The sequence below is a fragment of the Aeromicrobium panaciterrae genome, assembly GCF_039537165.1.
In the GTDB taxonomy this organism is placed as follows: domain Bacteria; phylum Actinomycetota; class Actinomycetes; order Propionibacteriales; family Nocardioidaceae; genus Aeromicrobium; species Aeromicrobium panaciterrae.
The window spans coordinates 642,838-667,828 of the sequence record NZ_BAAAZZ010000002.1; the positions used below are offsets into that span (position 1 = coordinate 642,838).

General features: G+C 67.4%; 33 protein-coding genes and 1 tRNA gene. 12 read left to right on the forward strand and 22 right to left on the reverse strand.

Features of this window, described 5'->3' with window-relative positions; all coding sequences use genetic code 11:
- Nucleotide 1: 1 nt before the first annotated feature.
- Entirely contained in the window at nucleotides 2–559 is a 558-nt protein-coding gene (locus tag ABD683_RS03655) for a mismatch-specific DNA-glycosylase (RefSeq protein ID WP_344767395.1), read from the forward strand.
- A 9-nt stretch (nucleotides 560–568) separates the two neighbouring features.
- Nucleotides 569–949, forward strand: a complete 381-nt coding sequence (locus ABD683_RS03660; RefSeq protein WP_344767396.1) for a YciI family protein — start codon at nucleotides 569–571, stop codon at nucleotides 947–949.
- Between the two features lie 49 nt (nucleotides 950–998).
- On the opposite strand, the gene ABD683_RS03665 is transcribed toward ABD683_RS03660, so the two are convergent.
- Nucleotides 999–1,799 carry an SDR family NAD(P)-dependent oxidoreductase gene (locus ABD683_RS03665; protein ID WP_344767397.1) on the reverse strand — a complete coding sequence of 267 codons (801 nt, stop codon included), beginning with the start codon at nucleotides 1,797–1,799 and terminating at the stop codon, nucleotides 999–1,001.
- A 36-nt stretch (nucleotides 1,800–1,835) separates the two neighbouring features.
- Nucleotides 1,836–2,201 (reverse strand): winged helix-turn-helix transcriptional regulator, encoded by a 366-nt coding sequence (locus ABD683_RS03670; protein ID WP_344767399.1) that lies wholly within the window; start codon nucleotides 2,199–2,201, stop codon nucleotides 1,836–1,838.
- Nucleotides 2,202–2,327: 126 nt separating this feature from the next.
- Between ABD683_RS03670 and ABD683_RS03675 the strand changes: the two genes are divergently transcribed.
- Together ABD683_RS03675 and ABD683_RS03680 are read left to right on the forward strand one after the other, a co-directional pair.
- On the forward strand, nucleotides 2,328–3,179 hold the full coding sequence (locus ABD683_RS03675) for an SDR family oxidoreductase (protein WP_344767400.1): 852 nt from the start codon (nucleotides 2,328–2,330) through the stop codon (nucleotides 3,177–3,179).
- 36 nt (nucleotides 3,180–3,215) lie between these two features.
- A complete protein-coding gene (locus ABD683_RS03680; protein ID WP_344767401.1) occupies nucleotides 3,216–3,644 on the forward strand; it encodes a VOC family protein in 429 nt (142 codons plus the stop codon).
- Here the strand turns inward: ABD683_RS03680 and ABD683_RS03685 are convergent.
- On the reverse strand, nucleotides 3,620–5,047 hold the full coding sequence (locus tag ABD683_RS03685) for a cytochrome P450 (protein WP_344767402.1): 1,428 nt from the start codon (nucleotides 5,045–5,047) through the stop codon (nucleotides 3,620–3,622). The genes ABD683_RS03680 and ABD683_RS03685 overlap by 25 nt on opposite strands.
- Before the next feature lie 80 nt (nucleotides 5,048–5,127).
- Here ABD683_RS03685 and ABD683_RS03690 point away from each other — a divergent pair, with 80 nt between their 5' ends.
- Entirely contained in the window at nucleotides 5,128–5,745 is a 618-nt protein-coding gene (locus tag ABD683_RS03690; protein WP_344767403.1) for a TetR/AcrR family transcriptional regulator, read from the forward strand.
- Here ABD683_RS03690 and ABD683_RS03695 read toward each other — a convergent pair.
- Entirely contained in the window at nucleotides 5,742–6,491 is a 750-nt protein-coding gene (locus ABD683_RS03695; RefSeq protein ID WP_344767404.1) for an IclR family transcriptional regulator, read from the reverse strand. The two genes, ABD683_RS03690 and ABD683_RS03695, sit on opposite strands and share 4 nt — an antisense overlap.
- 91 nt (nucleotides 6,492–6,582) lie before the next feature.
- Between ABD683_RS03695 and ABD683_RS03700 the strand changes: the two genes are divergently transcribed.
- Nucleotides 6,583–8,286 (forward strand): Ig-like domain-containing protein, encoded by a 1,704-nt coding sequence (locus tag ABD683_RS03700; RefSeq protein WP_344767406.1) that lies wholly within the window; start codon nucleotides 6,583–6,585, stop codon nucleotides 8,284–8,286.
- A 12-nt stretch (nucleotides 8,287–8,298) separates the two neighbouring features.
- Here ABD683_RS03700 and ABD683_RS03705 read toward each other — a convergent pair whose 3' ends face one another.
- The 3 genes from ABD683_RS03705 to ABD683_RS03715 are packed head-to-tail and all read right to left on the reverse strand — an operon-like array spanning nucleotide 8,299 to nucleotide 10,779.
- Complete coding sequence (locus tag ABD683_RS03705) at nucleotides 8,299–9,117, reverse strand: SDR family NAD(P)-dependent oxidoreductase (RefSeq protein WP_344767407.1); 819 nt, start codon at nucleotides 9,115–9,117, stop codon at nucleotides 8,299–8,301.
- Nucleotides 9,118–9,175: 58 nt separating this feature from the next.
- Complete coding sequence (locus ABD683_RS03710) at nucleotides 9,176–10,093, reverse strand: pirin family protein (RefSeq protein ID WP_344767409.1); 918 nt, start codon at nucleotides 10,091–10,093, stop codon at nucleotides 9,176–9,178.
- On the reverse strand, nucleotides 10,090–10,779 hold the full coding sequence (locus tag ABD683_RS03715) for a tyrosine-protein phosphatase (RefSeq protein WP_344767411.1): 690 nt from the start codon (nucleotides 10,777–10,779) through the stop codon (nucleotides 10,090–10,092). Before ABD683_RS03715 ends, ABD683_RS03710 begins: the two co-directional genes overlap by 4 nt.
- A gap of 82 nt (nucleotides 10,780–10,861) precedes the next feature.
- Between ABD683_RS03715 and ABD683_RS03720 the strand changes: the two genes are divergently transcribed.
- Complete coding sequence (locus tag ABD683_RS03720; RefSeq protein ID WP_344767413.1) at nucleotides 10,862–11,785, forward strand: SGNH/GDSL hydrolase family protein; 924 nt, start codon at nucleotides 10,862–10,864, stop codon at nucleotides 11,783–11,785.
- 53 nt (nucleotides 11,786–11,838) lie between these two features.
- On the opposite strand, the gene ABD683_RS03725 is transcribed toward ABD683_RS03720, so the two are convergent.
- The 7 genes from ABD683_RS03725 to ABD683_RS03755 form a co-directional block, all read right to left on the reverse strand.
- Nucleotides 11,839–12,687 carry a Bax inhibitor-1/YccA family protein gene (locus tag ABD683_RS03725; protein ID WP_344767415.1) on the reverse strand — a complete coding sequence of 283 codons (849 nt, stop codon included), beginning with the start codon at nucleotides 12,685–12,687 and terminating at the stop codon, nucleotides 11,839–11,841.
- Nucleotides 12,688–12,772: 85 nt separating this feature from the next.
- Complete coding sequence (locus ABD683_RS03730; RefSeq protein WP_344767416.1) at nucleotides 12,773–13,789, reverse strand: hypothetical protein; 1,017 nt, start codon at nucleotides 13,787–13,789, stop codon at nucleotides 12,773–12,775.
- Nucleotides 13,786–14,106 (reverse strand): PadR family transcriptional regulator, encoded by a 321-nt coding sequence (locus ABD683_RS03735; protein WP_344767418.1) that lies wholly within the window; start codon nucleotides 14,104–14,106, stop codon nucleotides 13,786–13,788. The genes ABD683_RS03730 and ABD683_RS03735 overlap by 4 nt, the downstream gene beginning before the upstream one ends.
- Before the next feature lie 57 nt (nucleotides 14,107–14,163).
- Nucleotides 14,164–14,985 carry a formate dehydrogenase accessory sulfurtransferase FdhD gene (gene fdhD / locus ABD683_RS03740; RefSeq protein WP_344767420.1) on the reverse strand — a complete coding sequence of 274 codons (822 nt, stop codon included), beginning with the start codon at nucleotides 14,983–14,985 and terminating at the stop codon, nucleotides 14,164–14,166.
- A complete protein-coding gene (locus ABD683_RS03745; protein WP_344767421.1) occupies nucleotides 14,985–15,218 on the reverse strand; it encodes a DUF6457 domain-containing protein in 234 nt (77 codons plus the stop codon). Before ABD683_RS03745 ends, fdhD begins: the two co-directional genes overlap by 1 nt.
- Entirely contained in the window at nucleotides 15,215–15,760 is a 546-nt protein-coding gene (gene mobA, locus ABD683_RS03750; protein WP_344767423.1) for a molybdenum cofactor guanylyltransferase, read from the reverse strand. Before mobA ends, ABD683_RS03745 begins: the two co-directional genes overlap by 4 nt.
- Nucleotides 15,760–16,308, reverse strand: a complete 549-nt coding sequence (locus ABD683_RS03755; protein WP_344767425.1) for a DinB family protein — start codon at nucleotides 16,306–16,308, stop codon at nucleotides 15,760–15,762. Before ABD683_RS03755 ends, mobA begins: the two co-directional genes overlap by 1 nt.
- A gap of 19 nt (nucleotides 16,309–16,327) precedes the next feature.
- On the opposite strand from ABD683_RS03755, the gene trmB reads away from it, so the two are divergent.
- Together trmB and ABD683_RS03765 are read left to right on the forward strand one after the other, a co-directional pair.
- Nucleotides 16,328–17,038, forward strand: a complete 711-nt coding sequence (gene trmB / locus ABD683_RS03760) for a tRNA (guanosine(46)-N7)-methyltransferase TrmB (protein ID WP_344767427.1) — start codon at nucleotides 16,328–16,330, stop codon at nucleotides 17,036–17,038.
- A gap of 9 nt (nucleotides 17,039–17,047) precedes the next feature.
- Nucleotides 17,048–17,446, forward strand: coding sequence for a hypothetical protein (locus ABD683_RS03765; RefSeq protein WP_344767429.1), 399 nt, complete (start codon nucleotides 17,048–17,050; stop codon nucleotides 17,444–17,446).
- 17 nt (nucleotides 17,447–17,463) lie between these two features.
- On the opposite strand, the gene ABD683_RS03770 is transcribed toward ABD683_RS03765, so the two are convergent.
- Entirely contained in the window at nucleotides 17,464–18,021 is a 558-nt protein-coding gene (locus tag ABD683_RS03770; RefSeq protein WP_344767431.1) for a TetR/AcrR family transcriptional regulator, read from the reverse strand.
- Between the two features lie 124 nt (nucleotides 18,022–18,145).
- Between ABD683_RS03770 and ABD683_RS03775 the strand changes: the two genes are divergently transcribed.
- Together ABD683_RS03775 and ABD683_RS03780 are read left to right on the forward strand one after the other, a co-directional pair.
- Nucleotides 18,146–18,934 (forward strand): alpha/beta hydrolase, encoded by a 789-nt coding sequence (locus ABD683_RS03775; protein WP_344767433.1) that lies wholly within the window; start codon nucleotides 18,146–18,148, stop codon nucleotides 18,932–18,934.
- A 121-nt stretch (nucleotides 18,935–19,055) separates the two neighbouring features.
- A complete protein-coding gene (locus ABD683_RS03780; RefSeq protein WP_344767435.1) occupies nucleotides 19,056–19,940 on the forward strand; it encodes a S1 family peptidase in 885 nt (294 codons plus the stop codon).
- A gap of 45 nt (nucleotides 19,941–19,985) precedes the next feature.
- Here the strand turns inward: ABD683_RS03780 and ABD683_RS03785 are convergent, their stop codons facing one another.
- From ABD683_RS03785 to ABD683_RS03795, 3 genes are read right to left on the reverse strand one after another with little or no spacing between them, the layout of a single operon-like run.
- Nucleotides 19,986–20,891: an NAD(P)-dependent oxidoreductase gene (locus ABD683_RS03785; protein WP_344767437.1), complete on the reverse strand. Its 906-nt coding sequence runs from the start codon at nucleotides 20,889–20,891 to the stop codon at nucleotides 19,986–19,988.
- A 10-nt stretch (nucleotides 20,892–20,901) separates the two neighbouring features.
- Nucleotides 20,902–21,354 (reverse strand): GNAT family N-acetyltransferase, encoded by a 453-nt coding sequence (locus tag ABD683_RS03790; RefSeq protein ID WP_344767439.1) that lies wholly within the window; start codon nucleotides 21,352–21,354, stop codon nucleotides 20,902–20,904.
- Complete coding sequence (locus tag ABD683_RS03795) at nucleotides 21,351–21,671, reverse strand: hypothetical protein (protein WP_344767441.1); 321 nt, start codon at nucleotides 21,669–21,671, stop codon at nucleotides 21,351–21,353. Before ABD683_RS03795 ends, ABD683_RS03790 begins: the two co-directional genes overlap by 4 nt.
- An 83-nt stretch (nucleotides 21,672–21,754) precedes the next feature.
- Between ABD683_RS03795 and ABD683_RS03800 the strand changes: the two genes are divergently transcribed.
- Nucleotides 21,755–22,939: a PP2C family protein-serine/threonine phosphatase gene (locus tag ABD683_RS03800; RefSeq protein ID WP_344767443.1), complete on the forward strand. Its 1,185-nt coding sequence runs from the start codon at nucleotides 21,755–21,757 to the stop codon at nucleotides 22,937–22,939.
- Between the two features lie 5 nt (nucleotides 22,940–22,944).
- On the opposite strand, the gene ABD683_RS03805 is transcribed toward ABD683_RS03800, so the two are convergent.
- The 4 genes from ABD683_RS03805 to ABD683_RS03820 all read right to left on the reverse strand — a co-directional run bounded on the left by ABD683_RS03805 (nucleotide 22,945) and on the right by ABD683_RS03820 (nucleotide 24,991).
- Nucleotides 22,945–23,018, reverse strand: a tRNA-Leu gene (locus tag ABD683_RS03805).
- Between the two features lie 5 nt (nucleotides 23,019–23,023).
- A complete protein-coding gene (locus ABD683_RS03810; protein WP_344767445.1) occupies nucleotides 23,024–23,956 on the reverse strand; it encodes a Ppx/GppA phosphatase family protein in 933 nt (310 codons plus the stop codon).
- Complete coding sequence (locus tag ABD683_RS03815) at nucleotides 23,949–24,446, reverse strand: DUF501 domain-containing protein (RefSeq protein ID WP_344767447.1); 498 nt, start codon at nucleotides 24,444–24,446, stop codon at nucleotides 23,949–23,951. The genes ABD683_RS03810 and ABD683_RS03815 overlap by 8 nt, the downstream gene beginning before the upstream one ends.
- Nucleotides 24,443–24,991 (reverse strand): FtsB family cell division protein, encoded by a 549-nt coding sequence (locus ABD683_RS03820; protein ID WP_344767449.1) that lies wholly within the window; start codon nucleotides 24,989–24,991, stop codon nucleotides 24,443–24,445. Before ABD683_RS03820 ends, ABD683_RS03815 begins: the two co-directional genes overlap by 4 nt.

The following is a 24,991-nucleotide window of genomic DNA, read 5'->3' on the forward strand; positions in this document are numbered from 1 at the left end:
GGTGGCCTTCACCCGCGCAGAGCTCGAGTCGTACGCGGGCCGCACGATCCCCGACCTGGTGCCGGACGACCTTCGCCTGCTCTTCGTCGGGATCAATCCCGGGCTGATGAGCGCCGCGACGGGACTGCACTTCGCGTTCGCCGGCAACCGGTTCTATCCGGCACTGCGAGTCGCGGGCATCATCCCCGACGACGCGTTCACCGCGGCAGACGCGAGACCCGTCCTGCTCGAGCAGGGAGTGGGCATCACCAACATCGTGGCTCGCGCTTCTGCCGGAGCCGACGAGCTCACTCAGGCTGAGCTGTTGGAAGGGCGCCGGCTGCTCGACCGGTTCGTCCAGCAGCACCGGCCGAAGGTCGTGGCGATTGCCGGGATCACGTCCTACCGGTCGGCGTTCGGTCGCAGGACCGCCGTTGCAGGGCGTCAGACAGAAACGATCGGCGATGCGAGCCTGTGGGTCGTTCCCAACCCGAGCGGCCTCAACGCGCACGAGACCGTCGACTCCCTCGCCACTGCCTACCGCGCCGCAGCCGTGGAGGCCGGCGTCGTCCAGTCCTAGGATCCCCACATGGCACGCGATCCGCACATCCCCGACGCGTTCGACGTCTACACGCTCGTCATCCTGCGTCGGCCAGCCGACGCACCCGACCTGCCCGAGGCAGAGCTCGACAGGCTTCAGTCGCTGCACCTGGCCCACCGTGCCGAGTTGCGCGATCAAGGCCTGATCGTCGCGAACGGACCGTTCCTGGAGCAGAGCGACGAGTCGTTTCGAGGCATGTCGATCTTCACCTGCGATCTCGCCGAGGCGGGCCGCCTCAATGAGCTCGATCCTTTGGTCATCGCCGGGCGGCTCACGTACGAGGTCATGGAGTGGTGGGTGGCCGCCGACACCCTGGCCTTCCCGCAGACGAACCGCCCCGTCGGCGACCGGCGTTCACTTCCTGACTAGGCGTGCCGGCCCCGGGTCTCCAGTGCTCGCTCGCCCGCGGCCAGATCTTTCAGCGCTTGGAGCGCTGACCCTCGACCATCGAGTCGATCACGGCATCGCCGCCACCGGCCTTCTGCAGCCTGGCCGACAGCGTCGGGAACACCGAGCCGACGGCAGCACCCGCACGCAGCTCGATCGGTGCGACGACGATCTCCGCGCGATCGCGCTTGATCGCCTTGACGACGCCCTTCGCGACCTGCTGAGGGGTGGAGGTACGCACGCCGCGAGGGAGCTTGCCACCGGCCTCGACGAACATGCCGGCATCGCGGATGAAGCCCGGCTCCACGAGCGAGACACCGACGCCATGACCGGCAAGATCCTGGCGCAGCGCAAGCGAGAAGCCACGCAAGCCGAACTTGGTGGCGTTGTACATCGAAGCGCTCGCCGATGCGGTCCTGCCCGACATCGAGCCGATCATCACGATCTGACCATGACCACGGCCAACCATCGCCTCGGCGGTGTCCCGCGCCATCAGGATCGGCACGGTGAGGTTGACCGACACGTTTCGCAGGATCTCCTCGTGCGTGTACTCCAGCAGCGCACCCGAGGCAGGCAGCGCTGCGTTCGCGATCAGGATGTCAAGCGAACCGGATTCCCTGAGGAGCCGGGCCACGTCGTCAAGATCGGCGAGGTCAGCCACGATCACCTGTGCGCCGAGCTCCTTGGCCAGCGGCTCGAGGATGTCCGTACGCCGACCGCTGAGTACGAGTTCAGCGCCCTGGGCGTGAAGGGCGCGGGCAATCGCCTGTCCGATGCCGCCAGTGGCTCCGGTGACGAGCGCGCGAGCACCCTTGATGTTCTGACGGGTCATGCAGCGTCCTAGCAGGAATGGGAGTGGCTGCTCACCTTATGCCGATTGCGCGCGGACCCGCATGACATCGGGCATCACGCCGTACAACGACAGGATCAGCTCCTTGACCGCCGCTGCGACCCGCTCCCCCGTCGGGGTCAGCCGATAGTCGACATTGGGCGGCAGGGTGGACTGCACGTGACGCTCGACCAGGCCGTCACCCTCGAGGGACTTCAGCGTCTGCGACAGCATCTTGTCGCTCACTCCGTCCACGCAGCGGCGCAGCTCGCCGAAGCGCGCCGGCTCCGGGCTGAGCGCAGCAAGTGTCAGCGCCCCCCATCGGCTCGTGACGTGCTCCAGCACCTCACGTGACGGACAGCCACCGTCGAACACATCGAACGGGCGTCTCGGATCCTGAGCCATGCGGCACCTCCTGGTCAGCCAAGGCTATCACTTCGATAGTACTTACCCCTAGTTTGCACTATCGATTGGTTAGTGTATGGTCGGCATCGGCGCCCTACCCGAGGAGCGCACCCGAAAGGACCCACCATGACCATCGCCGTCACCGCAGCCACCGGACAGCTCGGATCGCTCGTGATCGACTCGCTGCTCACCAAGACCACACCCGACCAGGTCGTCGCGATCATCCGCGATCCCGCCAAGGCCGAGAGCCTGACCGCCAAGGGCGTCGACGTACGCATCGCGTCCTACGACGACTCGCAGGCCCTCAACGCCGCACTCGCGGGCGTCGACAGGCTCCTGCTCATCTCGGGCAACGAGATGGGACAGCGCGCCGCCCAGCACAAGAACGTCATCGACGCGGCCATCGCGCAGGGAGTCGGCCTGCTGGCCTACACCAGCGCTCCCGCCGTCGACACCTCGACATTGCCCGTCGCCCCGGAGCACCTCGAGACCGAGACGTACCTCGCCTCCACCGAGCTCAACCACGTGCTGCTCCGCAACGGCTGGTACCACGAGAACTACGTGCCCGCGATCGACGCCGCGCGCCAGAGCGGTGCCGTGCTGACCAGCGCAGGCGACGGCCGAGTCGCGAGCGCAGCCCGAGCCGACTTCGCCGAGGCCGCGGCCGTGGTCCTGACGACCGACGCGCCGCTCAAGCGCGTGTATGAGCTCGGTGGCGACGTCGCCTGGACCCAGGCCGACCTCGCCGCAGCAGTCTCCGAGATCATCGAGGCACCGGTCACGGTCGCCGAGGTCACGCCGGACGAGCAGCGCGCCATCCTCGTGAGTGCCGGCGTACCGGAGGTCTGGGCCGACTTCACGGTCGACACCGACGCCTCCATCAAGGACGGCGAGCTCGAGGTCACCAGTGGCGACCTGTCAGCCCTGATCGGTCGCCCCACCACCCCACTCGTCGAGAGCCTCCGCCAGGCCGGTTGAGCGGCGACTGTCGGAGGGTCACCTAGCGTGGAAGGCATGGAACAACGACTCAGCCTCGTCACGCTCGGCGTCACCGATCTGCCCCGAGCCCGCGCCTTCTACGAGGGCGGGCTCGAGTGGAGCGGCGAGAGCCCTGACAACGAAGTGGTGTTCTACCAGCTGCCGGGTCTGGTCTTCGCGATCTGGGGCCGGGCCGAGCTCGCCCACGACGCCAACGTCACCGACACCGGCGCCACGTTCAGCGGGATGGCCCTCGCCTACAACACCCGCCTCAAGGAGGAGGTCGACGAGGTGCTCGTGCAAGCGGTCGACGCAGGCGGAACGCTGCTCAAGGCTGCCTACGAGACCTCGTGGGGCGGCTACTCCGGCTACTTCGCCGATCCCGACGGGCACACGTGGGAGATCGCGTTCAACCCGTTCTGGGACGTCAGTGCCGAGGGCTACACGACACTCGGCTCACCCTGAGGCACCACTGCGGGCACCCGTGGCGTGAGCGTCAGCTCGAATCCCTTGGGCATCAGGGTCAGCCGCTCGGCGATCTCCAGCTCGTAGTCGGGATCGGCGGCGATGTCGTAGCGGTGCAGCATGCGAGCCAGCACCAGGATCGCCTCGTGCAGCGCGAACTGCCGGCCGATGCAAGAACGCTCGCCCGTACCGAACGGCTTGTAGGTGTGCGGCTGCCGGCCGCGGGCGTTCTCGGGCGCGAAGCGGTCGGGATCGAACTGGTCGGCATCCTCGCCCCACACCGTCTTGTCGCGGTGCATCATCGGCAGGATCACGATGGCCCAGTCCTCCGGGCGCATCGTGTGACCCGTGCTGAGGACCGTCGTCTCGCGCGGGCTCCGGGCAAACGCCGGCGCAGTCGGCCACAGGCGCAGGCCCTCGTCGAGCACCCGGCGCAGGTAGCGGAACTTCGCGACCTGTTCGAACGTCGGCTCGGTCTCGCGGTCGGGCCCGAGGATCTCGTCGACCTCGGCCTGCGCCGCGGCGAGGATCCCGGGGTTCTGCGCGATGTAGTAGAGCGCGAACGACAGTGCGCCTGACGTCGTCTCGTGGCCCGCAACCAGGAACGTCAGGATCTGGTGGCGGATGTTGACGTCATCGAGTCGCTCCCCCGTCTCGGGGTGCGGCGTGTGGAGCATGATGCCCAGCAGGTCACTCTCGTCGGGCTCACCCGCACGGCGCTCGGCGATGATGCCGTCGAGGAGTGAGTCGACGTATGCGAGGTGGTGGGCGTTCTTCTTGTCGATCCGCTTCGACAGCAGCGACGCACCCGGCATCGCGTTGAGCGAGCCCTTGCGCTGACCGGCCTTGAGCGCCGCGATCATCGCCGGGATGAACGGGTGTGGCTCATCGCGGCTGAACGAGCCGAAGTCGGTGCTGAACGCCGTACGGCTGATGGTCTCCATCGTCAGCTTGGTCATGTCGGCCGACACGTCGACCGGCTTGTCGTGCAAGTCCCACAGGTCGAAGAGCTCCTGAGCCGCGGCGAGCATGATCGGGTGATAGCTCTGCATCGCGGCCTTGGTGAACGCCGGGCGGAGCAAGTCGTGAGCGAGTGCCCAGTTGGTTTCGTCGTTGTAGGCCGTGAACAGGCCCTCGCCGGCGAACTCGCGCAGCGCGACCAACGCGGGGGAGAGCCCCTTCACGAAGCGCGACTCGTCACACAGCTCGGCGGCCAGCTCCGCGCCCGTGACGAACACGAACTTCTGGTCGAAGATGTGCATCTCGAAGATCGGGCCCAGGTCGGCGGCACGGCGCATCGTGCTCTGCAGCGGCGCCTCGACGTCTGCCCCGAGCGCATCCCCGACGATCGGCCGGCGTCCCGGAGGGTGCGGGAAGCTCTGCCCGCTCCAGTCGTTGCGCATGTGGGTGCTCCCCTATTGAACCGACATCAAGTATGCCCAGCCTAGCCCGTGCTGAACTCAAGTCAAGTAGTCTGTCGCACATGGCCACCCGTACGCGTCTCAGCCGCGAAGCCCGACAGGACCAGCTTCTCGACCTCGGTGCCGAGCTGTTCGCCGACAAGTCGTACGAGGACGTCCACATCGAGCTGCTCGCCGAGGAGGCCGGCGTGTCCCGCGGGCTGCTCTATCACTACTTCCCGACCAAGCGCGCCTTCTTCGCCGCGATGGTCCGCCGAGAGTCAGGCCGGATGTCGGAGCTGACCAGGCCCGACCCGTCGCTGCCGATCCTCGAACAGCTCCACCAGGGCATCGAGAGCTTCCTGGAGTACTGCGAGAGCCACAAGATGGGCGTCAAGGCGGTGTTCCACGGCGGCGCCTCGGCCGACCCCGAGATCCAGTCCATCGTCGACGAAGACATCCGACTGCAGAGCGAGCGCATCCTTGACGCCGTCGAGCCGACCCGCGAAGCGTCGCCGCTGGCCAAGATCGCCGTACGCAGCTGGCTGCAGTTCCTCCGAAACGCCGCCCACGAGTGGCTGGACACCCCCGTCATCACGCGCGACGAGATCCGCGAGCTGGCCGCCCACACCCTCGTCGCGACACTGCTGGCCTTGCCCGAAGGATCCCGCCCCTCAGGCGTCGCGGAGCTGGCCGACTAGGACCTCGACGTCACCGCAGTCATGATCGAGAGCCGGTCTGCCCCTGGTGCGGTCGCCGCAACCAAAAGAGTCTCGAAGAGCTCGAGCTCGGCATCGATGCGGGTGACAGGTCCCAGGATTGACAGCGACATCGGCGTCGACATGCCCTCGACGTTCCACACCTTGGCCGCGCACCCGTAGGACGGGTCATTGCGGCCCCGCTCGACCACCACCGATCCGCCTCGGGCGCGCGCCACATCCTGTTTGAGGTCCTCAGCCCCGGAGATGGCCCCCGGCCTGAACGCGGTGAGATCCGCGGCATCGACGATCGCTTCGGCAGCGGCTGGCTCCAGCGCCGACAAGAGGCACAACCCGCTGACGGTGAGGTAGGTCGGGTACTGGCTTCCGTCAGCCGCGATGACCGGCATACCCGGGCCCTGGGCTGCAGCCATGATCGCCTGCTGCTCGCCATACAGCTGGGTGGCGAAGCACGACATCATCGTGATCCCGCCGACGATCCTCACGATCTCGTTGGCTCGGTTGACGGCATCGCGTTGAGAGGTTGCACCGCCGAGCGTCAAGGCCTTCGCGCCGAGAGAGAACTTGTCGCCGTCACGGAAGAGCCACCCTGCGTCGACGAGGGCCTTGACGGTGCGGGACACACTCGCCTTGTCGAAGCCCGTCCGGCGAGCGAGCTCGGAGATGCCGACCTCTCCCATGCCAACTGCCTCGAGCAGATCAAGGCCGCGTAGGACCGACACCGCCACGACTGACCCCTTTCGATTGCCGCGTTCATTCACGCAGCGCCACACACATGTGCAACACTATGTTGTCCTCTCGACAACATATGGAGTCTTCATGCGCATTACCCGAATCATACTTGCCGCTGGCCTGGCGACACTGCTGGCGGCCCCATCAGCCGCTGCTGCGGAGAACCACGCGCCAATCGCGGTGAATGACTCCTACGCGGTGGCGCAGGGACACCTCTTGACCGTCCCCGCCCCGGGCGTGCTGGCAAACGACACCGATCCTGACGGGGACGGCATTGCCGTGACCTCGTTCGCCGGCGGCGCTCATGCGGACTCCTTCAGCGTCAACGGCGACGGCTCGATCTCCTACGATCCGATCGTCGGATACGTCGGAACCGAGACGCTCACCTACACGCTCGAGGACAGCCACGGCGCAACCGCGACGGGGACAGTCACGATCACCGTGAACGAGAGCCGAGCACCCATACCCGTTGACGATCACTACACGATCGGAACCGGGACGGAGCTTCACGTCTCGGCGCCGGGGTTCCTCAGCAACGACTCCGACCCGGACGACGATGACATCTTCGCCGGCGTCGTCACAAACTTCTCTCATGGCACACATGACAGCGACGCCCTGGGCAACCTCAACTACGTGCCGGAGGCCGGATTCCTCGGCACCGACACCATGACGTATCGGCTCGGCGACAGCAACGAATACTTCAGCGACGAGGCGACCATCACGGTGACCGTCGTCGAGAACGACCCGCCGGTCGCGGTTGACGACCACTACACCGTCGTGGCGGGCCAGAGCCTGAACGTCCCAGCACCGGGATACCTGGCGAAGGACACCGACCCCGACGGCAATGCCCTGCATGGAACCAGCACCGGCTCGTTCTCCCACGCCGCGACCTCCGGCTTCCTCACCACCGGCGGGTTCTACTACACGCCCGAATCGGGATTCACCGGCGATGACACCGTGACCTATTACACCGAAGACGAGTACGGCGCTCAGAGCGCAGCCGGAACGATCACGGTGACGGTCACAGCGCCACCGAACACGGCACCCCTCGCGGTTGACGACCACTACACCGTGGTGGAGGGCCAGACCCTCACGATTCCGGTACCGGGCCTGCTCGCCAACGACACCGATGCCGAGGGTGATTCGCTCGCGGCGGTCGATGCAGGTGGATTCAGCCATGCCTCGCTCGTCGTCGGCGGAAGCGGCGGCAGCCTGACGTACACGCCCGAGGACGGCTTCACCGGGACGGACACCGGGACGTACAAGGCGAAGGACTCGCACAACGCAGTCAGCAACATCGCAACCATCACGATCGTCGTGACTCCCGTCGAGGCGCCGATCAACCTGGTCGACGACGAGTATGCGACAACCGAGGGCGAGACGTTGACCATCGACGCGCCGGGCGTTCTCGCCAACGACGTGCTGCCCAGTGGTTCGACCCTGGCACCGTGCACCGGCGCGACCCACGGCACGGCGACCTGCCATTCCGACGGATCGCTGACGTTTACACCCGACGCCGGCTTCGTCGGCGATGCAACGTTCACATACACCGTTGACGGGCCGGACGCGGACGCGTCACGGCAGACCGCCGCACTGGTGCCAGATCAGGCTCTCGTCACCATCCACGTTGCGGCAAAGCCCGATGACCCGGTCGACCCCCCGGCTTCCGACGGCGACGAGGCGCTTCCAGACACGGGCAGCGAGGTCACTCCGACGCTGCCGCTCGTCGGCGGACTACTGACGCTGGCCGGCTTCCTGGTGCTCAGGCGAACGCGCAGGATCGCCACCTAGAACCCGCGCGAGTCAGAGGCCGTTGCGCTTGCTGAACGCGCCGACGGCTCGGGCGTAGCCGGGGCCACTGGTCCGTACGAACTTGTCGAGAACCCAGGCGTCGGCCCCGATCAGCACGCGCGCCTTGTTCTTCTCCACCGCCTTGAGGATGACGTTGGCGGCCTTGGCCGGCGACGTACGGGCGAGCTTGTCGAACTGCTTGGCCAGGTCGTCGTGGTCGAGGCCCTCGACCTGCTCGGCCTTGCGGGCGATGTTGGTCTTGATGCCGCCGGGGTGCACGCACAGCACCTTGACCGGGCGCTTGTCCGCGATCATCTCCATGCGCAGCGACTCGGTGAACCCTCGTACGGCGAACTTCGCCGCGTTGTAGGCGCTCTGCGTCGGCACCGAGAACAGGCCGAAGATGCTCGAGATGTTGATGATGTGCCCGTCACCCGACTCGATGAGGTGCGGGAGGAACGCCTTCGTGCCGCTGACGACGCCCCAGAAGTCGACATCCATGACGCGGTCCATGTCCTTGAACGACATCTGCTCGACCTTGCCGGTGAACGCGATGCCGGCGTTGTTGAACACCAGGTTGACCGTGCCGAAGTGCGCGGCGACGTCGTCGGCGTACGCCAGCACGAGCTCACGCTGCGACACGTCCAGGTGATCGGCCTTGACCTCAGCACCCTGCGACCTGACCAGCGCTTCCGTCTCGGCGAGGCCGACCGTGTCGACGTCGCAGATGGCGAGCCGGGCGCCGCGCTTGGCGAGCTCGACGGACAGGGCACGGCCGATGCCGGAGCCGGCTCCGGTGACGACGGCGACCTTGCCGGTGAAGTGGGACATGAAGGATCCTCTCGGTTTCAGATACTGAGGGTATCCGAAACCGGGCAGATGGCAAGCCTCATCGGCTGCGTCGCCGCGGAGTAAGCCGTACGTTGGGCATCGGCGGAGCCGGGATCCGCAGGCCGTCGTGCCCGTCGACGAAGCCGAAGCGCTCGCTCTCGGACTCCCAGTCGTTGCGTGCCTCGACGATCTCCTCGTGCGTGCGGCCGATGAAGTTCCACCACATCAGCAGCTGCTCGGTGAACGGCTCCCCGCCGATCAGCAGGATGATCGTCTCGGACCGTACCTCGACGACGACCTCGGACCTGCCGGGTGCGAAGTAGTACATCTCGCGGTGCGGGAGGTCGATGGCCCCGTCGACCAGCACCATCCCGTCGACCGCGAGGATCGCGTGCTCGAACCCGGGCTCGACCGGGATGCGCGAGCGGCCGGGCCGAAGGCGGAGCTCCACGCCGACGATCGGGGAGTAGGTCTTGGCCGCCGACGCGGCGCCGGCGTACTCCCCCATCATCACGGTGCCCTTCCAACCCTCGCCCTCGACCGTGGGAAGGTTGGCGAGGTGCTCGAAGTTGGACGGCCCGAGGCGACGGGAGTTGGGCAACGCCACCCAGAGCTGGATGCCGTGCATGACGGTCGGCTTGGAGCTGATCGAGAACTCCGAGTGCGAGACGCCGTCGCCGGAGGTCATCAGGTTGAGCTCGCCGGGCTTGAGCACCACGTCGCTGCCCCGGCTGTCGCGGTGGCGGATCTCTCCGACCAGCGGCCAGGTCACGGTCTGCAGTCCTGTGTGCGGATGCGGCAGGACGTCCATGCGCGAGAACGTCGGGCCGAACTGGTCGACGAAGCACCACGGTCCGACCGTCGGCAGCCCGCGCAGCGGAAGCGTGCGGTGCACCGAGAGACCACGTACGCCGCCGAGGGGTACGAGGCGCGACTCGATCAGGCGATCCTGCAGGCCTGTGGAACTCGCGCTCATCGGACTAGGGTACGGCGGAGCTTCTCGACGAGGTCATCGTCTCCGCCGATGCTCCTGAACCATCCGTGCACGCCATCCTCGTGCTGGTCCCACACGTCGAGCACGCCCTCGATCGCCTCGGTCGACACCTCGAGGAATGCCGGCGGCAGCGCGGCACGATGCTTGCGGCCGGGCAGCTTGTGCAGCCGGGCGCCGATCGCCTGGGACGCCTCCTCCGTCAGCTGGTAGTCAGCGAGGATGTCCTCGCGAGACGCACCGACGAGACGCAGGAGCAGCGCGATCGATATGCCGGTGCGGTCCTTGCCGGCGGCGCAGTGGATCAGGGTCGCTCCGCTGGCTGAGGCAACCTCACGTACGAGCTCCACGAGATACATGGAGGCGTGGTCGAGGACCAGGAGATAGAGCCCGTGCAGGTCCTGGGGCGGGGCGAGGTCGGGGCGAAGCGCGCTCAGCAGCGGCAGGTTGACGATGCGCGAACCCTGTGGTGCGAGGGGGTGGATCGACTCACTCTCACCCTCGGAGCGCAGGTCGATGACCACGGCAGGCGGCCACGCGATCCCTTCGGGCACGAGGTCCTTGGCCGACGGCATGGCACTGCGCAGGACACGGCCGGGGGCGACCTCGCCCCCGTCACCCGCTGCAATGCCGCCGATGTCACGGAGATTGGGGACGTAGTCGCGGCGCACGAGATCACCTTATGTTGTGCCTGGGGCACCTGACCTCGGCATATGCCCAAATCCGTCATGGGCGCGGCGTAAAATTGGACACATGACACGCACCCGCAAAGTCGCGACCCTCGCCGTGGGCGGTGGAGTCGCAACCGTGTCGAGCTTCTACGCGTTCCTGATCGGCGAGGCGCTGCTCGCGCGACGCGCGATCGGCACGACCGACGAGCGTCCTCCGACGCCCGACGGACTCTACGGCGACGGCTCGGGACGTACGATCCGGTGCCTCGTGATCGGCGACTCCGCCGCCGTGGGCTATGGCATGACGTCCGCCGACACCACGCCGAGCGGACTGCTCGGCGTGGGTCTCGCCCATGTCCTCGGCGCCCAGGTCGAGATGCGCTGCCACGCCGTGGTCGGCGCGCAGACCTCCGACCTCCCGGCCCAGCTCGAGCTCGCCAACGACTTCAAGCCTGACGTGGCCGTGATCGTGATCGGCACCAACGACGTCACACACCGCGTCCCCCCGCGCCGTTCGGCCCGCATGCTCGCCGGCGTGGTGGGCCGGCTGACCTCCGAGGGTTGCCAGGTCGTCGTCGGCACCTGCCCCGACCTCGGCACGGTCCGTCCGATCCGGCAGCCGCTGCGCGAGGTCGCCCGCCAGCTCAGCCGACGGCTGGCCAAGCAGCAGACGATCTCGGTCGTGCGAGCCGGCGGCCGCGTCGTGTCTCTCGGCGACCTCCTCGGCGGGCTGTTCAACGAGCAGCGCGAGACGATGTTCGGCGAAGACCGGTTCCATCCCTCGGCGGCGGGCTACGCCAACATGGTCTCGGTCCTCATACCGGCTGTTGCCGCGTCACTCAACGACCCGCAGCAGGACGTCATCGACGCGGGCGAACCGCTCCACGTGATGTCGCTCGCCGACGCCGCAGCTCGCGCCTCCGAGCAGCCCGGCACCCAGGTCACGCGCAACGGCCGACTGGCCCGGGTGCTGCGCCGCCGTCGGCTGACACCCACCCGCTCCTAGACAGGCAACGATGGCCGGCCCCCGAAGGGACCGGCCATCGTCTGTGTCTGTGGCTAGTTGTCGCCGCGAAGGATCGCGAGGATGCGCAGCAGCTCGATGTAGAGCCAGACCAACGTCACGGTCAGGCCGAACGCAGCACGCCAGGACTCGCGCTCCGGAAGCTGGGCTGCGATGCCCCGCTCGACGTAGTCGAAGTCCATGATCAGCATCAGCACGGCCAGCACGACCGCCGCTGCCGACACCAACAAGCCGAGCGTGTTGAAGCCACGCAGACCGCCATTGTCGAGCACACCGGTGATGCTGAGGACGAAGTTGATCAGCATGACGCCGACGAAGCTGAAGATCGCGATCGTCACAACCTTGCGGAACTTGTCAGTGACCTGGATGTTGAAGAACTTGTAGGCGAACAGGGTGCCTGCGAAGGCAACCATCGTGGCCAGAACCGCCTGGAACACGATCGACGGCTCGCCGACCATCTCGGCGACGACCTTGGAGAACGCGCCGACGAAGACGCCCTCGACCACGGCGTACGCGATCACGAGTGCGGGGCTGATGACCTTCTTGAACGAGTTGACCAGTGACAGGACGAGGCCGAGGATCGCACCGCCCATCGCGAAGATGAACGCCTTGCTGTAGGCGGCGTCGTCGGCGCTGACGTCACCGGTGTTGAGGTCACCGATGACGAACCAGGTGATGGCTGCGGCGACGATGAGCAGGCCGAGCGAGATCGCGGTCTTCTCGACGACGTTGTCCATCGTCATACGGCCGGTTCCGCGGCCCGTGTGGGTCGGCGTGCCCTCGCCGTTGAGGTCGATCTGCCACTGCGACGGGTCGCTGGCAGTGGCTGTGCCCTTGCCGTTGAACTCCGCGCTGCGGGCGAAGACGGGGTTGCTGCTCTTCATGTGTCCCTCCGTGGGATGTCGGCTCCGCTATGGAGTCGGTTCATTCACTCTATACAACGCAGCAGAGCCCGTGTTTGCTCCCGATCTACGGAGTCGGCTGCACCTTCGGCCCGGGCATCACCGCAGGGACCTTCACGAACGGGGCAGGACCATACGTGGCCTTGGCACCAGGTATCGGGACGCTCGCACCCTCAGAGTCATCCCATTGGGACGGGACGGTACCGAGAGGGAAGAGGTTGAACGTGGTCTGTCCGGTTTCGAGGGTCGCCGGCTGAACCAGTTCCGAGCAGTCCTGAGACTCACCCGCGCACGGGACGCCATCCTCCGTACTGTCTCCGAACAGGTTGATCGGGTGGCCGCTCTGGTCAAACAGCTGGACGTTTCTCAGAGGATTGCCATCAGCTCCATAGGCGAAGATGTTGGTCACTGGCTCACCTTGGATCGTCAGTCCGCTGACTTGTTCCGGATCAGCAGCGCTGACACCGTCCTGGAAGCCAATCGTGTAGCGGTCAGAGCCTCCGTTGTCGGCGGCAGCCTTGACGATCGGCAGCGCCAGGATCGCGACGACATTGCCGATCAGCACGAACGTGGCAATGCCGCGACCTTGCCACCGCCCGAGGCCCAGCTGCACGCTGACCACGATGAAGGCTGCCAGGACGAAGAACCAGCCCGTACCGCCGAACCAGTAGCCCTGTTCGCTGCCGAAGAATGCGGCGACCAGCCAGGTCGCCAGCCACGCGCGGAGCACCCACCAAACCGGGCGCAGGGTCCCGAGGAAGTCGGCGATGCCGCTCAGCATCGGGTTGCGATGAATCGCGATGCCGATGTCGCGACGGGTGTCGCGCAGGCTGTCGCCGATGGCACCGAGAGCGCCGTGCCTGACCTTGGTGCGTACGGGCAGTCCGGCCGCGAGACGCAGCTCGGCGGCATAGGCGACCGGATCGGGCAGCTCGCGCTGCAGGTCCTCGGCGTACGCCTCGGCGAGGTCGGCCTCGAGCCCATCGGTGAGCTCGTCGACCTCGTCAGCCGGCAGGTCGGCGAGTGCAGCCCGAACACCCCGGGCGAACGAGACGATCTCAGGCGTGACGGTCGAGGTGGTCATGATGCCTCCAGCAGGTTGTTCATGGTGGTCGAGAACTCGTTCCATACCTTGCGTTGAGCGTCGAGCATGGCCCGGCCCTCGGCGTTGATGCCGTAGTACTTGCGATGCGGTCCTTCTTCCGACGGCACGACGTACGACGTCAGGGCGCCGGCGGTGTAGAGCCGGCGCAGCGTGCCGTAGACCGACGCATCGCCGACCTCTTCGAGACCGCTCGCGCGCAGCCTGCGCACGACGTCGTAGCCATATCCGTCCTCGTCCTCGACGACGGCGAGCACCGCCACGTCGAGCACGCCTTTGAGCAGCTGAGTTGCATCCATGGATGGGACAGTACCACGCACTACGCACTAGTGCGCCAGACGCACTTCGGCGAGTCGTCAGTCGATCCGGTGGGCTCCCGCGTACGCGTTGAAGGCACCGTCGCGGCTGAAGCCGATCAGGGTCATGCCTGCCGACTCGGCATGCTCGACGGCCAGCGAAGAGGGGGCGGACACGGCGGCCAGCACCGCGATGCCGGCCATGTGCGCCTTCTGGACCAGCTCGAACGATGCCCGCCCGGACACCTGCAGCGCGGTCCCCCGCAGCGGCAGCTTTCCTTCACGAAGCGCCCATCCGACGACCTTGTCGACCGCATTGTGACGGCCGACGTCCTCGCGAAGGCAGAGAAGCTCGCCGTCGGCGTCGAACAGCCCTGCCGCGTGCACGCCCCCCGTACGGTCGAACACCTTCTGCTGCGAACGCAGCCGATCAGGCAGCGAGCCGAGCAGCTGCGCCGACCAGGTCGTGTCGTCGTCGATGCGGCCGAAGTGCGCCGCCTTGTGCACCGCCTCGATCGAGGCGGTGCCGCAGATGCCGCAGGAGCTCGAGGTGTAGACGTGTCGCTCCAACGACAGGTCGGGCATCACCGTGTCGGCGCTGAGGGATGCGTCGATGACGTTGAACGTCTGCACGCCGTCATCGTCCGTGCCGGCGCAGAACCGCATCGACACGAGCTGCTCCGCCGACCAGATGACCGCCTCGGAGACCAGGAACCCGGCGACCAGGTCGAAGTCGTCGCCGGGCGAGCGCATCGTCACCGACAGCGAGGTGCCGTCGATGCGGATCTCCAGCGGCTCCTCGACAGCGAGGGCGTCCTCGCGCGTCACCGACGAGCCGTCGGCATACCGGGTGATCGACGTACGGCGGGTGAGCCGACCCATCAGTCGGCCTCGCACAGGGCCGTGGTGCGGGCGATGGCGTCGCGGATGTCGTCGGGCGATCCTCCGGCCCGGCCCGCGGCGAGTCCGGCGAGGAACGTCGTGAGCGGAGCCGCGGGACGTACGACAGCGCGCGCCGCTGCCCCGGCGAGGTCGAGCACGGCGTCGACATCCATCGTCGCGTCGACTCCGAGCTCGGCGGCGACGTGGGCCACCCAATCATCGAGGTCAGTCATCGCGCTCCTTCCGCCGTTGCCTGATCGTGCCACGTGTCGATGTCGAGGGTCGATCGCCGTGGCACGGCGACCTCGACCAGGTCGAGCGGCGTCAGCAGGGCCCGCAACGACAGGTTGGTCAGCGATCCCCGCGCCGCGACGGCCCGACGCAACGCCTCGGCGTCGAGGAGACTGATCAGGTGCTGGCGCCGGCCGTCGGCGTCGACCGCGATCACACCGTCGCCGACGAAGCGGTCGACGAGCGTCGGGATCGCCTCGGCGACGTACGGCTGGTCGACGCCGACCAGCAGCACGTACGGCGAGGTGACCTCGGCCAGGCCGGCGCCGACAGCAGCAGCCGGACCGGCGAACCGCGGCTCCTCCTGCACGACCACCGCACCGGGCGCCTCGACGTCACCGACGACGATGACCTGCGAGGCGTCGGCCACGGCGGCGAGCGTACGCGCCAGCAATGTCGTGCCGTCGAGCTCCAGCAATGCCTTGTCGACACCGCCGAGGCGCGATCCGCGACCGCCGGCGAGCACGATCGCGTCCCACTGCATCAGGCGTCGACGTCGTGGAGGTGGTGGACGACGTCGTGGATGAAGTACTGACCGAGGGTCGCGACGGTGAACGTCGAGCCGTCACTGCGTCGGCCGGTGCGGTCCCAGGCATCGTCGGCGACGTTGTCGAAGACCCGGGCGACGACGTCGCCTGCTGCGACGAGCTCCTCGGACACGACGGCGGGATCCTGCGAGCCGTAGTCGCTCTCGACCGCGGTCACGTCCTGATCCCAGTTGGCGAACTGCGGATCGTCATGGTCGAGCATCAGCTCGACCCGCTCGGCGAAGAGCAGGTAGACGTCGCGGACGTGGCACGCGTACTCCAGCGGCGACCACACGTCGGGCGAAGGGCGCCGTCGTGCGTCGGGCCGGGCCAGCACGGACTGCCAGCGCGGCAGCTGCTCGCGCACCAGCGAGCCGATCTGTGTCGGCACGATGTCGCTGGCGGTCAGGCCACACTCGGGGCACTGCTCGGAGAGGACCCAGGTCCAGTCCTTGGTGTCGGGTTCGATGGCCGCGCCCATGGGTCGCTCGATGCGCTCGCTCATGCCGTCTACGCTACTTCGCGTGGAGCCACCTGCCTATCGCACCAGCCCGGTGTCGTTCACCCGGCGCGGAGGGCGGCTCACCGAACGTCAGCAGAACGCGTGGGACAGGGCGGCCGACCAGTACGTCATCGACGTACCCCGGCACGGGCCCAGCACGTCGGTCGACCCCTCGTACGTGATCGATGCGCCCACGCTCTTCAGCCGTACGGCTCCACTGATCGTCGAGATCGGCAGCGGTCGCGGCGAGGCACTCGTGCACGCCGCCAAGGAGCATCCGGACCACGACTTCCTCGGCCTCGAGGTCTACGTGCCCGGTGTCGCGCAGACTCTGGTGACGACGCTGCACGAGCGGGTCACCAACATCCGCCTGGCAGTGGTCAACGCCCCGGAGGCCCTGACGACGATGCTGCCCGATGCATCGGTGCGGGAGCTGCGCATCTGGTTCCCCGATCCCTGGCACAAGGCGAGGCACAACAAGCGACGGCTGATCACACCCGGGTTCACCCAGCTGGCCGTACGCGTCCTCGAGCCCGGCGGCGTGCTGCGTCTCGCCACCGACTGGGAGGACTACGCCGAGCAGATGCGCGACGTGGTGACCGCGGCTGCGGGACTCGACGGTGGCGAGTGGTCACCTCGGTTTGAAGGACGTCCCGTCACGCGCTTCGAGCAGAAGGGCCTGGACAAGGGGCGCACGATTCGCGACATCAGCGCCGTTCGCACCAACCCATAGGATGAAGCAATGACCGACACCTCCATCGCCGAGAAGCTCCGGATCACCGAGGGCTATGTCGTGTGGGTGATCGGCCAGAGCGTCGAGGAGACGGCCCTGCTCGACCCGCTGCCCGAGGGCGCCGTGGCGATCGAGCGCCGCACCAGCGATGACGAGGACGACGAGCCCGACCTGATCGACGGTGCAGTGCTGTTCGTCGAGAGCCGGGCGCAGCTCGAGGACGACCTCGACGAGTTCCTCCCGCAGCTGGGCTCGATCCCGGTCGTGTGGATCTGCTTCCCCGTCGCGGGGCGCACCGAGATCGCGGCCGAGACGATCGGCCAGCTCGTGGCCGACTACGGCTGGCACACGGTCGAGAACGTCCCCCTCGACGACGCCTGGTCCGGCGTGCGCCTCGAACAGGCCTGACCTCTCCTCTCCCGGGTTCAGTCGGCGATGACCTGGTGCGCGGTTGACACGAAGGACGGTACGACGACGTCAGGTCCGTCGAGGTAGGCCCCGACCAGCGCGGCATCGCGCAGCAGCACCAGCGCATGGCCCGTTGCGGCTGGATCGTCCACGCCAGCGTCCGTCAGCAGGTCGACCAGCGTCGACTCGAACCACTCGCGATGAGCCTTCACGGCAACTCGAACAGGGTGCTTCGAGTCCGGGAACTCGGCCGCCGCGTTGATGAACGGGCACCCCCGCGTGTGGTGCTGCGCGATGTCGGTCGAGATGCCTTGGATGACCAGCTCGAGCGCCTCCTCCGGCGTCGACGCCTGCGTCGCTCCAGCCTCGAGCAGCGCCCTGAGCGCCGCATCCTCGCGCTCGATGTAGGCGCGTACGAGGTCGTCCTTGCTCGGGAAGTGCCTGTAGAACGTCGCCCGCGTCACCCCACCCTCGGACACCAGGCGATCGACGCCGACGGCGTGGATGCCCTCGCGATAGAAGATCTCGCCAGCCGCCGCGAGCAGGCGATCGCGCGCTTCAGATGCCTTCGTCATGCGTCCTCCTCAACACATTCCACCCTAGCAGAATGATCATTCTCTTCTTCCCTTGACTTCCGACCCGGGCAGGTCTAGATTCACAAGCAGAACGATCATTCTACTTCAAACCAAGGAGCGCATCATGACTGAAAGCAAAGGCACCGTGGTCCTGATCCACGGACTGTGGATGACACCCAAGAGCTGGGACGGCTGGAAGGCCCGCTTCGAGGCCGAGGGCTACGACGTGCTGGTGCCCGGTTGGCCCGGCGTCACCGACGACATCGAAGGACTCCGCAAGGACCCATCGGTCCTCAACGGGCTGCGGATCAAGACCGTGGTCGATCACTACGCCACGATCATCGAGGCGCTGCCCGAGAAGCCGATCATCATGGGTCACTCGTTCGGTGGTCTGATGACCCAGCTGCTGCTCGACCGCGGCTACGGAAGGGTCGGCGTCGCCATCGACTCGGCGCAGTCCGCCGGGGTGCCGGTGCTGCCGCCGAGCGTCATCAAGTCCGGGATGCCGATTCTCGGCAACCCGCTCACGATCAACAAGACCGTGCTCCTCAACGCCAAGCAGTTCCACTACGCCTTCACCAACGAGATGAGTCTCGAGGAGTCGGAGAAGGTACGTGAAGCGCTGCAGATCCCGGGACCCGGCAAACCGCTGTGGCAGTCCGCCGCCAACCTCTTCACCAACACGGGTGACTCGAAGATCGACTACAAGAAGACCGACCGCGCTCCGCTGCTGTTCATTGCCGGCGGCAAGGACCACATCGTCCCGCCGAAGGTGAACCGCAAGAACGCCAAGGCCTACAAAGCAGGTGTCGTCGAGGTCAAGGAGTTCCCGGGTCGTACGCACTACATCGTCGGCCAGGACGGTTGGGAAGAGGTCGCCGACTACGCGATCTCCTGGGCGGCACAGCACTGACCGCCAGGGCCGCCTGACCACTTGTCGAATGGCGACGCGTGGAGGATGCTGACGAAGACGGTGCATGCACCCGAATCACGGGGACTTCGGGGGGAAGAGCACCACCACCAAGGAGCCGGTCATGACGACGAACCCACGACGTACACGACGCATCAGCGCACTTGCCACCACACTCGCCCTGGCGGCGACCCTGGCGGTCACGGCACCCGCCGAGGCGAAGTCAGACGGCCCGGCCAGTCAGGCGCAGCTCGCGACGGCCATGAAGAGCCTCGATCGGTCCGTCGCGTTTGCCGGGACCGCGTGGGGCGTCGACACGTCCACGGGGCAGGTCGTCGTCACGGTCGACAGCACCGTCACGGGTGGCCGCCTCGCCGCGGTCAAGCGCGCGGTCGCCGACCTCGACGGGACGGCACGGCTGCAGACCGTGAGTGGCACGTTCCGTACGACCGCCTCGGGCGGCGACGCGATCTACGGCGCGAAGTACCGCTGCTCGCTGGGATTCAACGTCATCAAAGGCACGACGCACTACTTCCTGACCGCGGGTCACTGCGGCAAGCCGGAGAAGAGGTGGTGGACCACGTCGAGCCGGACCACGCTGCTGGGCGACACGAAGTCGGCGAGCTTCCCGGGCAACGACTACGCCTTGGTGCAGTACGCCTCGTCGTTCACCAACTATCCCGGGACGGCCGGCAGCCAGGACATCACGAGTGCTGCGAATGCCTTCGTCGGCGAGAACGTCACACGTCGGGGTAGCACCACCGGCATCCACTCCGGCAGGGTCACGGCGCTCAACACCACCGTCCACTACCAGGGCGGTGGCACCGTCAGCGGGATGATCCAGACCACGGTCTGTGCCGAGGGCGGCGACAGCGGCGGCGCACTGTATGACGGGACCAAGGCCATCGGCCTCACGTCAGGTGGCAGCGGCAACTGCACGACGGGCGGAACCACGTTCTTCCAGCCGGTCACCGAGGCACTCGCCGCGTACGGCGTCCAGGTCTACTGAACGAGTCGACACTCCAAGGTGTCCGCGCTTTCGGGCGCGGGCGCCTCACGACGAGATGACGACCGAGTCAGGGCCGCGGCCCTCCAGGAGATTGTCGATCTGACGACGGACCACCGCGTCGATGCGAGGTTGCATCGCCGTCGACATGCCGCCCACGTGCGGCGAGATGAGCGTGCCCGGAACCTCCCACAGCGGATGACCTGCGGGCAGGGGCTCGGGGTCCGTGACGTCCGCGGCATATCTGATGCGACCCGCCTGGCGCACGACGGCATCGGTGTCCGCCACCTTGCCACGCGAGACATTGACGACGACCGCGTTGTCAGGGAGCGCATCCAGAAATGCGTCACCGATCAGGCTGGCGGTGTCTGCCGACAACGGCACGGCGACGATGACGGCATCGACACTCGGCAGCAGCTCGGCGAGCTCGTCGTTGCCGTGCACGACGCCACGATCGTCCTCGCGGCGATGACCCGCCACGCGTACGAGCTCGGCGCCGAAACCCTCGAGTCGCTTCTCGATCTCGACACCGATGCCCCCATAGCCAAGCAGCATGATGCGCCGGTCCGCGACGCTGGTGCCCCACCGCCGGATCCATTGACCCTGCTCGCGTGCGTACGAGTCGAGGTGGCGGGCGCTGGCGAGGAGAAGGGCGACGGCGAGCTCCGCTGTCGACCCCTCGTGCACGCCGACCGCATTGCACACCGTGATGCCAACGGGGAGAGCGTCGCGTACGCCGTCATAGCCGAGCGTCTGCAGCTGGATGACACCGATGCGGGATGGGTCGATGCGATTCAGGCCGTCCGTCGAGTTGCGATAGGGGCTCACCGCGAGGTCGACAGGACCGTCGGGCTGTGGCGTCACGAAGTCCCAGACGCTGAGCTCGACCCTGTCGTCGAGATCGGCGAGCCGCTCGAGCCATGCGGCGTCGGGCACCGTCACACGAAGGGTCATGTGGGCGAACCTAGCTGCTGCGGAATCGGGTGATCCAGATGCCCGGCGGGACTTCCTGGTCCTCGACGTGCTGGAAGCCGTGCTTGATGTAGAGCTTGATTGCCGGAGCGTTGTCGCGTCCCGTGGACACCACGAGGTCGCGTCCGTGAGCGTCGTCGCGCACGTGGGCCAGCAGCTCGCTGGCGATGCCTCGTCGATGCGCCGAGGGGCTCACCATCACCTTGTCGATGTCGAGGTGGTCGTCGTGCTCGTGCCAGCTGACGGCACCCAGCAGGTCGACGCCCTCCCACGCGGTGCACCAGTTGACACGTGGAGCCGCGATCGCCTCGTGGTCCTCCTGCAGCGGCGGGATCCGGTCGTCACCGATCAGGTCGGCCTCCACCGCGTACGCCTCTCGCTGCAGCGTGAGGAGCTTGTCGGCGAAATGTGGATCGAGCGCCGGGTCGGGGCAGGAGAAGATCATGCGCGGCGACTCAGAGCCAGCTCGTACGCTGCCTCGACGAAGCCAGCCACCGTGGTGGGATCCTGGCCGTCATCGAAGACGATCCATTCCTTCATCGGCCTGCCCTTGCCGCTCGGGTCGAATGGTTCGCCGATCTCCAGGGCACTCGCATGAGGTGGCGTCCCGGCGCCGAGCTTGACCACGATCCGACCCTGACCGGAGGTGGCGAAGACCTTGTCGGCGAGCTTCAGGGCGCGCGAGCCAAACATGGCTCCGGTCGACGCCCCACGGGGCACCAGCTTCGCCGCCATCTCGTCGAACAGCGCTTCTGCGTCCATCCTCACCTCCGCTAGACACTCAGTATGCCGGGCAAGCGCGGCGTAGCGCCGCGGTTGGACCTCCATCGGGTTACGTTTTAGCCATGATGCACACCGCGGGGGAATGGGCGGCTGGCTACGAACAGCTCCGCGACGACGACGCGGAGCTGCTCTACCAACATGCGCCGGTCGGCTACCTCTCCGTCGCGCCCGATGGTGTCATCGTCAAGGTCAACGAGACGTTCCTCCGCTGGACCGGTCACTCCCGTGACGACCTGGTCGACCGGAGACGCTTCCCGGACCTGCTGCGCTCAGACGGTGCGGACTACTACGAGGCCGAGCTGATCCCGCTGCTCCACAGCCAGGGCGAGGTGCGCGAGATCGCGCTCGACGTTCGTACGGCGTCCGAGGGCACGCTCTCGGTCCTGGTCAACGCGACCCTGGCCCGCTACGAGGACGGCCTGCCCCGGCTGATCCGGCTGGCGGTCATGGATGCGACCGAGCGCCGCGAGTACGAGCGACTGCTGGTCAAGGCGCGGCATCGCGCCGAGGTCGCCCAGAACGAGGCACTCGACCTCGCCCGTACGCTCCAGGACACGCTGCTGCCGCCGGCGCTGCCCAACATTGACGGCATCGACCTGGCGGCGGTCTACCGTCCCGCCGGTGACGGGTCGCAGATCGGCGGCGACTTCTACGACGTGTTCCAGGTTGGGCCGGACGACTGGGTCGTCGTGCTCGGCGACGTCTGCGGCAAGGGGGTCCGCGCTGCCGTGGTGACCTCGCTCGTACGCCACACCTTGCGCGCTGTCACCGTCATGGAAGCTGACCCCGCTCGCGCGCTCCACACGCTCAACGCCGTGATGCTGGAGAGCCGCGAGGACGACCGGTTCTGCACCGTGGTGCTGATCCGGCTGACGCGTGAAGGTGATGACTGGACCGTGTCGATGTCGGCCGGTGGCCACGCTCCCCCGCTGCTGGTGCGTGATGGTGAGATCGCGGACGTACCGTTCGAGCCCGGTTCGCTGATGGGCGTGTTCGACGATGCGTCCTACACGTCGACGACGTTCCCGCTGCTGCCCGGAGACGCGCTGATGCTGCACACCGACGGCTCCAGCGAGGGCCGCCGCGGTACGGCGTTCTTCGGCGACGAGCGGCTGCAGGAGTCAGCTCGCAGGCATGCGCGCACACCTCAGCTGATGGTCAACGGCGTGCTCGCCGACGTGCTCGAGTTCCAGGACGGGATCGCCAGCGACGACATCGCCCTCGTCGCCGTCGCGGTGCGCAGCTAGCCCGGTGCTCCCGGTGGGGGTCGAACCCACACTTTGACGATTTTAAGTCGTCTGCCTCTGCCAGTTGGGCTACAGGAGCGCGCTTCAGCCTAACTGTGGCTCGGCGGCCATCCAGGCGATGCCGTCGAGGATGTCCTGCACGCTGGCGGTCATGGTGTCGGTGTCGAGCGGCAGCAGCTCGAGGATCCGATCGAGGATCAGTGCGCCACCGCCGATGACGTCGGCACGTCCCTGATGCATGAACGGCAGCGCTCGACGATCGGCAACGGTCATGCCGATCAGCTCCCGGCACGCCGACCGAAGCGTCTCGTGCGTCAGCTCCGCGCCGTGGATCGCCCGTGAGTCGTACGCCTCGAGCTTGAGCGCGCGCGCGACGACGGTGGTAATCGTGCCTGCGACGCCGACGAAGCGGCTCACCGGCGCGAAGGCGGCAACGGGTGCAAGGAGTGAGTCGACGTACGCGGTGCACTCGGCGATCTCGTCTGCGGTCGGCGGATCGGACGCCAGGAAGCGCTCGGTGAGGCGTACGGATCCGATGTCGAGTGACACCCCGGACTCGATCTCACCCCCCATGCCGACGACGACCTCGGTCGAGCCTCCGCCGATGTCGACGACGAGCGATCGTTCGGGCGAGAGCTCACGGGTCGCTCCGAGGAAGGTGGCCCGCGCTTCCGACGGACCGTCGAGCACGATCGGCCGTACGCCGAGGATCCCCTCGATCGCATGGCAGAACGCCTCACCGTTCGACGCATCGCGTACCGCCGAAGTGGCGCAGAAGACGATCCGCTCGACGCCGAGCAGCGGGATCAGCTCGGCGTAGTCGCGGGTCGCGCTCAACGTACGGCCGATCGCCTCGTCGGCGAGGCGGCCCGTACGGTCGACGTCCTGGCCGAGCCGGACGATCTTCATCTCGCGCAGGTGGTCGGTCTTGACCGAGCCCTGCAGGTCGCAGATCAGCAGCCGGATCGAGTTGGTGCCGCAGTCGAAGGCGGCGACCCGGGTACGCGGCTCAGTCATCCGAGGCGGGTCCGCAGCTGTTGCCGGTCCACCAGTCGCCGAGCAGCGCGAGTGCCTCGTCGCCGAGCGGGTTGACACCAGGACCCTTGGCCAACGAGTGGCCGACCAGCACGTGCAGGCACTTGACCCGGGACGGCATGCCGCCGGCGGTGATGCCGTCGATCTCGGGTACGTGCCCGATCGCCTCTCGCTCGGCGAGGTAGGCTTGGTGGGCGCGGAGGTAGTGCGCGGCCAGCTCCTCGTCCTCGACGAGCCGCTCACTCATCTCCTTCATGAGCCCGGACGCCTCGAGCGTGCCGATCTCGCCGGCGAGGCGGTCGCAGGTCAGGTAGAACATCGTCGGGAACGGCGTACCGTCGTCGAGTCGCGGCTCGGTCTTGACCACGTTGGGGTGGCCGGACGGGCAGCGGGACGCGATCTCGAGGATCCCGCGGGGCGTACGGCCGAGCTGCTCCTCGATCGCGTCGAGGTCGGACTGGGCGATCGTCATTGCTTCTTGATCACCGCGTCGGGGTCCTCGGGCTTCTTGTCGGACGGCTCCTTGCCGGACTGCTTCACGCTGCCCCAGAGCTTGTCGTACCACTGCGGCGTCTTGGCCGCCGGCGGCTCGTCGAGCGTCGGGACGTCACCGCGTACGACACCGTCGGCGCCGATCACCCGATAGCCCACCTCGCCCGGCATGACCCAGCCGAACCGGGCCCGGGCCTGCTGCTTGACGTAGGCAGGATCCTCCCAGCGCGCCTTCTCGTCGTTCAGGTCCTCGATCGCCTGCTTGCGCATCACGATCTCGGCCTTCGTGGACTGGATGTCGCCGCGCTGGTCCCACCAGGCGTGCAGCGTCGAGGTGTACGAAGCGACCAGCAGCAGGACGACCGACAGCAGCACGATCGCACGGGTCGTCAGCTGCGGACCGCTTCCGGTGCGAGCGGGCTTCTTGGCTGCGGCAGCCTGCGTCGTACGACCCGGCGTACGCCCACGCGGCTGGCCCGGCGGTCGTTGCCGGCCGGGCCTTCCGCGTGGAGAGCGCGATGCCAT

Coding starts and splice junctions, on each gene's coding strand:
- ABD683_RS03745 (WP_344767421.1), bottom strand. CDS start 15,218: ATGACTGACCTCGATGATTGGGTGGCCCACGTCGCCGCCGAGCTCGGA.
- ABD683_RS03765 (WP_344767429.1), top strand. CDS start 17,048: ATGACCGACACCTCCATCGCCGAGAAGCTCCGGATCACCGAGGGCTAT.
- ABD683_RS03660 (WP_344767396.1), top strand. CDS start 569: ATGGCACGCGATCCGCACATCCCCGACGCGTTCGACGTCTACACGCTC.
- ABD683_RS03810 (WP_344767445.1), bottom strand. CDS start 23,956: ATGACTGAGCCGCGTACCCGGGTCGCCGCCTTCGACTGCGGCACCAAC.
- ABD683_RS03680 (WP_344767401.1), top strand. CDS start 3,216: ATGGAACAACGACTCAGCCTCGTCACGCTCGGCGTCACCGATCTGCCC.
- ABD683_RS03670 (WP_344767399.1), bottom strand. CDS start 2,201: ATGGCTCAGGATCCGAGACGCCCGTTCGATGTGTTCGACGGTGGCTGT.
- ABD683_RS03735 (WP_344767418.1), bottom strand. CDS start 14,106: ATGGATGCAACTCAGCTGCTCAAAGGCGTGCTCGACGTGGCGGTGCTC.
- ABD683_RS03815 (WP_344767447.1), bottom strand. CDS start 24,446: ATGACGATCGCCCAGTCCGACCTCGACGCGATCGAGGAGCAGCTCGGC.
- ABD683_RS03700 (WP_344767406.1), top strand. CDS start 6,583: ATGCGCATTACCCGAATCATACTTGCCGCTGGCCTGGCGACACTGCTG.
- ABD683_RS03800 (WP_344767443.1), top strand. CDS start 21,755: ATGATGCACACCGCGGGGGAATGGGCGGCTGGCTACGAACAGCTCCGC.
- ABD683_RS03690 (WP_344767403.1), top strand. CDS start 5,128: ATGGCCACCCGTACGCGTCTCAGCCGCGAAGCCCGACAGGACCAGCTT.
- ABD683_RS03710 (WP_344767409.1), bottom strand. CDS start 10,093: ATGAGCGCGAGTTCCACAGGCCTGCAGGATCGCCTGATCGAGTCGCGC.
- ABD683_RS03755 (WP_344767425.1), bottom strand. CDS start 16,308: ATGAGCGAGCGCATCGAGCGACCCATGGGCGCGGCCATCGAACCCGAC.
- ABD683_RS03720 (WP_344767413.1), top strand. CDS start 10,862: ATGACACGCACCCGCAAAGTCGCGACCCTCGCCGTGGGCGGTGGAGTC.
- ABD683_RS03675 (WP_344767400.1), top strand. CDS start 2,328: ATGACCATCGCCGTCACCGCAGCCACCGGACAGCTCGGATCGCTCGTG.
- ABD683_RS03685 (WP_344767402.1), bottom strand. CDS start 5,047: ATGCGCAACGACTGGAGCGGGCAGAGCTTCCCGCACCCTCCGGGACGC.
- ABD683_RS03705 (WP_344767407.1), bottom strand. CDS start 9,117: ATGTCCCACTTCACCGGCAAGGTCGCCGTCGTCACCGGAGCCGGCTCC.
- ABD683_RS03775 (WP_344767433.1), top strand. CDS start 18,146: ATGACTGAAAGCAAAGGCACCGTGGTCCTGATCCACGGACTGTGGATG.
- ABD683_RS03820 (WP_344767449.1), bottom strand. CDS start 24,991: ATGGCATCGCGCTCTCCACGCGGAAGGCCCGGCCGGCAACGACCGCCG.
- ABD683_RS03725 (WP_344767415.1), bottom strand. CDS start 12,687: ATGAAGAGCAGCAACCCCGTCTTCGCCCGCAGCGCGGAGTTCAACGGC.
- ABD683_RS03785 (WP_344767437.1), bottom strand. CDS start 20,891: ATGACCCTTCGTGTGACGGTGCCCGACGCCGCATGGCTCGAGCGGCTC.
- ABD683_RS03665 (WP_344767397.1), bottom strand. CDS start 1,799: ATGACCCGTCAGAACATCAAGGGTGCTCGCGCGCTCGTCACCGGAGCC.
- ABD683_RS03795 (WP_344767441.1), bottom strand. CDS start 21,671: ATGGACGCAGAAGCGCTGTTCGACGAGATGGCGGCGAAGCTGGTGCCC.
- ABD683_RS03770 (WP_344767431.1), bottom strand. CDS start 18,021: ATGACGAAGGCATCTGAAGCGCGCGATCGCCTGCTCGCGGCGGCTGGC.
- mobA (WP_344767423.1), bottom strand. CDS start 15,760: ATGCAGTGGGACGCGATCGTGCTCGCCGGCGGTCGCGGATCGCGCCTC.
- ABD683_RS03790 (WP_344767439.1), bottom strand. CDS start 21,354: ATGATCTTCTCCTGCCCCGACCCGGCGCTCGATCCACATTTCGCCGAC.
- ABD683_RS03780 (WP_344767435.1), top strand. CDS start 19,056: ATGACGACGAACCCACGACGTACACGACGCATCAGCGCACTTGCCACC.
- ABD683_RS03730 (WP_344767416.1), bottom strand. CDS start 13,789: ATGACCACCTCGACCGTCACGCCTGAGATCGTCTCGTTCGCCCGGGGT.
- fdhD (WP_344767420.1), bottom strand. CDS start 14,985: ATGGGTCGGCTCACCCGCCGTACGTCGATCACCCGGTATGCCGACGGC.